This is a genomic window from Draconibacterium orientale (genome assembly GCF_900111425.1).
In the GTDB taxonomy this organism is placed as follows: Bacteria; Bacteroidota; Bacteroidia; order Bacteroidales; family Prolixibacteraceae; genus Draconibacterium; species Draconibacterium orientale.
Genome location: NZ_FOHT01000074.1, coordinates 1 through 4,595, shown reverse-complemented (window position 1 = coordinate 4,595; position 4,595 = coordinate 1). Strand labels below are relative to the sequence as shown.

General features: G+C 37.9%; 5 protein-coding genes. All 5 read right to left on the bottom strand.

Annotation, left to right across the window (positions count from 1 at the left end):
• Positions 1 to 297: 297 nt before the first annotated feature.
• Positions 298 to 1,692 carry a CsgG/HfaB family protein gene (locus BMW53_RS20475; protein ID WP_051567995.1) on the bottom strand — a complete coding sequence of 465 codons (1,395 nt, stop codon included), beginning with the start codon at positions 1,690 to 1,692 and terminating at the stop codon, positions 298 to 300.
• Positions 1,693 to 1,705: 13 nt separating this feature from the next.
• Positions 1,706 to 2,128 carry a curli production assembly/transport component CsgF gene (locus BMW53_RS20470; RefSeq protein WP_038561780.1) on the bottom strand — a complete coding sequence of 141 codons (423 nt, stop codon included), beginning with the start codon at positions 2,126 to 2,128 and terminating at the stop codon, positions 1,706 to 1,708.
• A gap of 33 nt (positions 2,129 to 2,161) precedes the next feature.
• Positions 2,162 to 2,665 carry a CsgE family curli-type amyloid fiber assembly protein gene (locus tag BMW53_RS20465; protein WP_038561778.1) on the bottom strand — a complete coding sequence of 168 codons (504 nt, stop codon included), beginning with the start codon at positions 2,663 to 2,665 and terminating at the stop codon, positions 2,162 to 2,164.
• A complete protein-coding gene (locus BMW53_RS20460) occupies positions 2,666 to 3,325 on the bottom strand; it encodes a hypothetical protein (RefSeq protein WP_139178300.1) in 660 nt (219 codons plus the stop codon).
• Between the two features lie 297 nt (positions 3,326 to 3,622).
• On the bottom strand, positions 3,623 to 4,522 hold the full coding sequence (locus BMW53_RS20455; protein WP_038561772.1) for a hypothetical protein: 900 nt from the start codon (positions 4,520 to 4,522) through the stop codon (positions 3,623 to 3,625).
• Between the last annotated feature and the right edge of the window lie 73 nt (positions 4,523 to 4,595).

Here is a 4,595-nt window from a genome sequence, read left to right as displayed (position 1 = left end):
TACATTAACATATATGCTTTCCTGGAAAATCCTGAGAAAAGCTGGCTCATATTGATAAAGCAAGACAAATACAAATACCAACATTCGCTATTCCCTGAAGTACAGGGGGCTTACTTTTGAAAAATAAAAACACCTGACTTGAATATCAGGAAGTTAGAGATATGAATTTAAACTAAATCCGGTTTCCCGGACAACAATGTTTCTCAATATCAAGTTTTTCTTCTTCACAGCCAAAGAGCAAAACGGCAATCAGAAAGCATATTATAAATTGTAATCTCTTCATTTTTTTATGTTATTTTAATTTTTCCCAAAATAATAAGTTGCCCCCAACTGAAATCCCCAAATATGGTCATTAAACTCACCGACTTTAACACCATCATAAAAATCGGAAAACAATTGATTCGCAAAAACTTTCCCAGTTAAAGCAAATCTACTACCAACCAGATATTCTAAACCTGCCTGATAACTCAGAAAAGGAATAAGAGTCTTTTTTGACAGCCCTATTTCATCTTCAAAATCATAATAAACGCCTCCTCCTACACCGAAAAATGGGGAGAACAAGCCATCAGGATTTGCCCGAAACAACAAACTTGAACCTCCGTAGAATTCGTTAGAGTTCATTAAATCCTTAACATGAATGTTTTGCATACCAAACATTGTTTCAAGATAAAAGTTATTATGCAAGGCAAAACCAAGATTAAATACGCCTCCAGGTCTTATTTTGCTTACTGAATAATCACCAGCATAAAACTGACCGGTACCAAGTAGCGAAGCATATATTTTCCCCCTTCTGTTCGTTTCAAATGGAATTCCAATATGATTGGCATCAAGTCGTTCTTCCTTTTCGTTCATATACTCCTGAATTACTGTATTTTCTATTTCCTCCTGATCACTTAAAGTCCAAAGATTATCAAGAACCCCTTCAACAATTAATCCCAAAACTGCTTTTTCAATTGCCTCAGTAACGGCCAATTCTGTTGGCTCATTGTAGGTATAACCGGTTTCTGCCTCTAACAATCGTTTAAACTTCACATAACGGAATACGCCCATAGATACTTCTTGTGACAATATTGATTTTGTAGTATAAATGGTTTTTAATATTTTACCATTACTGGTTGAAACCGCGCGTAAATAAATACTCACACGGTCTTCGCGATATTGAGTTGATGCATCGGTGCCAAAATAACGCACGCCTGCACCTCCGGTGTAAATATTAGTTTCATATGAGGTTATTCCTCCTTCGAGCAACACGCCCGCAAATAACAGAGGGGGCAGTAACGAACCGGTGTTCCCTTCATACTGTTCTCTACTTGAACGGATTATTTTTCGTTCATTAAGTAAATTACTTATGTTCTCTCTTTCGATTGGCACAAACCAGCCCGACTCTTCCAATGCACGAACCAATATATTGGTGGCTCCCTGAGTAACTGCAGTTGACCAGTTAGCACCAACATTTGATGGTTTATACTGTCCGGTTTGGTCCCGAAATTTATAAACAGCAACAACAATAGGTTCTTTGGGGTCGGGTAGTTCCAGCAAATCTTTTTTAACAGCTGTTTCCGGCCCTAATTCAGCTCCACGATCAGAACTAAATGGTTGATGAAAATACGGTGCACATGCCACTAATGCTGAAGAAAGAAAAAGTGCGGACAAAAGACGTTTTATCATACTTTGCAAATTGGGTTTTTCCATAATTTAAACAAACTTAAAAATAGGGTACTTCAACCGTTGTCGTTGAACCGGTTACATTATCAACAATTGTGATATTGATACCACTGTCGGAATCACCAATATCAATTTGATAATCACCGAGCACATAACTACCTTCTTCTAGAGCATCCTCTCCAAACTGCCGGGTTACTAACTCTCTCGACAGCCGACTTAATATTTGTCGGTTTAAGCTTTCAGCAAAATCATCAACAGAACTGGAACTTTGAGAACTATACGGATCGTAACTATCATCCTCCGGAGCTTCAATTGTATTCTGCGACTCAGCAGAACTCAACATCCAACTGTAATTATACGGGCTCCCTCCGAAAGCCGGGTTTTTTGGTGTGTACACAAAATCTTGTGCGTAAATACAACTACCAGCCAGTAGTAACATTGCCGTTATAAAAGTTTTACTCATGTTATTTTTTATTGTTTGGTTTATTAATTCTGGTTAAAAAATACCACTTCCCGATTGATCAGCACCCTCCAATTGCTTAACGATCTCTTCGTAATTTTGCAGGTACAATGCGGTACGTGCTACCGCCTGTTGCGATAATATTTCAACAATATCGCTGCGTGGTTGTAAAAACGACTGAAAAACGAGCGTCTCGTTAATTCTGATTTCGATCATGGTAGTGGTTAGGCGATAGGGTTTTTCGGTAATAAATATTGAATAATTTTTCGCATTTTGTGGTGGTACCCAATCACGAAAAAAATAATCATAAAAATCCCGCCCATTTTTAGTTTTGGTTTCATCTATCAAAAGTCCATCAATCTCTATTTCAGCATCGCGGCTTACTTTTTGGGTTTCTTCTTGTTGAATATCATTCAACAATTTCTGCAATTCTTCGGGAGCTTGTTTCATCTGCTTATTTTTGATAATTGTTGTATCGTTTTGGGCAGTACAAAATACAACACCGGCCATTAAAAATATTATGGTCGTAAAATACTTCATCTATTTCATCGGAAAGTAAAAGTCGGAATTTGAAATATTTACACGCATCCCCTCGCCGCTGGTTCCCGATTGTTGCCTCACAAGAACAGGACTGTCATACGAATCGAGTTTAGCAATAACTTCCAAATCGTTTCCCTTTTGCTCTATAAAGGCAGCTTTAGGCCAACCTTCCGAAACAAATCCATTACCGGTTAAAGCCAGTTCGATGTTATTCCTATTCCCTACTTGAATAAGTGCTGCCACTTTGGGTATTAATGCTTCGTTTCTTATAAAACTATAAATGGTATTATCGTCTCCCTGCTGCCAGGCTTTTGAAACAGTCATTTCGCCATCCGACCACAAATTCGCCTCATTTCCACTTCCTTTCTGAACCAAAACAGAAGCATGCCCCGAACCTACCTGGTTAATATAGGCATCGTTTTCAGCGTTGTACTGTTTGCTAATTATTACATTCGAAAGTACTCCTTCCTGTTGCTGAATGACAACCATTGTATTTTGATTACCAATTTGCTCTATTATCGAGTTACTACTATTAAGTAATTCATTTGCATCGATAAGATCAAACTGCTCTACCGACATATCAGGCATAAAAACTTGCGAGAAAGCACTGATTGACAGCAGGCTTAAGACAAGCAATATATAACAACTCTTAATCATCATAAGAACTTTTAATTTAAGGCTAACTAATTTGCAATACGATTAGCACTGATTATCTTGCGTTACTATTTTCTTTTTTTTAATATAAAACAACATAACCCTCCCGGCCTGAAAAGCCGGGAGAGAATTGCTGTTTTAGAGAAAGTTTATTGGCCAGATTGTGGTAAAAACGATTTTAACAGTAAAAAGGCACACCCCAAAAAAAACTTCAACACCTTCTCAGTGTGTACTTTTTTCACCATCAATAATTGTATTTATCTTCTTTATACACCCAATAAGCCAACAGACAGGCCGATGCCTTTATTCCTCAGGCTCAACATCTACCTGATCAATATCTATCACATCGGTACCATACTGCCATGCATCAACGTTTTGCATGGTTACACCAACCTGCAAAATGTTAGTAGTGTTGCCACTACCGTTCTGTCTTGATTCAGCCAGTTGTTCATCAACATCTCCTACTTGTTTCACGTTCAAAGTACTATGCACTCCTATTTGCCAAGAATAACTTTCATCCTTGTTGACTGCAGTTAATGAAATATCAGCACCATCTTGCAACAGATCTGCCGTGTTCCAATCACCTGTTTGACGAATTTCACTGTAATTATTAAACCCGAGTTGATCTATATCTGCAGCGTTCGAGTTACCTGACTGAGTCAGGTAAGAAGTATTATCCGGAATGTAATTTTCCCGTCCCTGCGCCAGGTTGTAAGTGTTCGAATTTCCTGATTGAGTTGTAGTAGCCTCGTTAATACTTCTATCCCGTTCTGGAAGAATTGGCAGAGGAAGCCACCCACCCACATAATCTATGTCGGCGAGACCACCGTCTTCCTCCATCTGCGAAAGATTAGCAGTGTTTCCATCACCATATTGCACTACTTTGGCAGTATTATATCCATGGCTATCATCATAGTCACAAGTTTCCTGGGTCATATCTGCAGTATTATGATCACCACTTTGCAATAAATCAATGTTATTATCCCATCCTTTCTGAAAAGTAGTCAGCGTATTCCAATTACCCGATTGAGTTGCAAAAATAGAATTAACAGCACCACTTAGGCAAGCCATTTGATCTACTGTAGCAATATTACTATTACCCGATTGTACAAGAGTTGTTGTTTTTTGTGCCATTACAAACCCTGCAATAAGCACCATTGCGAAAAGAAATACTAATTTTTTTGAATATCCGTAAATACTCATAATTTGATTTATTTCATTATCTTTAAGGTAGTTAAAACGATATAGATGAACCTATTTACTTTCACAGCACATT

Excerpts from the sequence above, each read along its gene's own strand:
- BMW53_RS20475 (WP_051567995.1), bottom strand. The coding sequence starts at position 1,692 with ATGGAAAAACCCAATTTGCAAAGTATGATAAAACGTCTTTTGTCCGCA.
- BMW53_RS20470 (WP_038561780.1), bottom strand. The coding sequence starts at position 2,128 with ATGAGTAAAACTTTTATAACGGCAATGTTACTACTGGCTGGTAGTTGT.
- BMW53_RS20465 (WP_038561778.1), bottom strand. The coding sequence starts at position 2,665 with ATGAAGTATTTTACGACCATAATATTTTTAATGGCCGGTGTTGTATTT.
- BMW53_RS20460 (WP_139178300.1), bottom strand. The coding sequence starts at position 3,325 with ATGATGATTAAGAGTTGTTATATATTGCTTGTCTTAAGCCTGCTGTCA.
- BMW53_RS20455 (WP_038561772.1), bottom strand. The coding sequence starts at position 4,522 with ATGAGTATTTACGGATATTCAAAAAAATTAGTATTTCTTTTCGCAATG.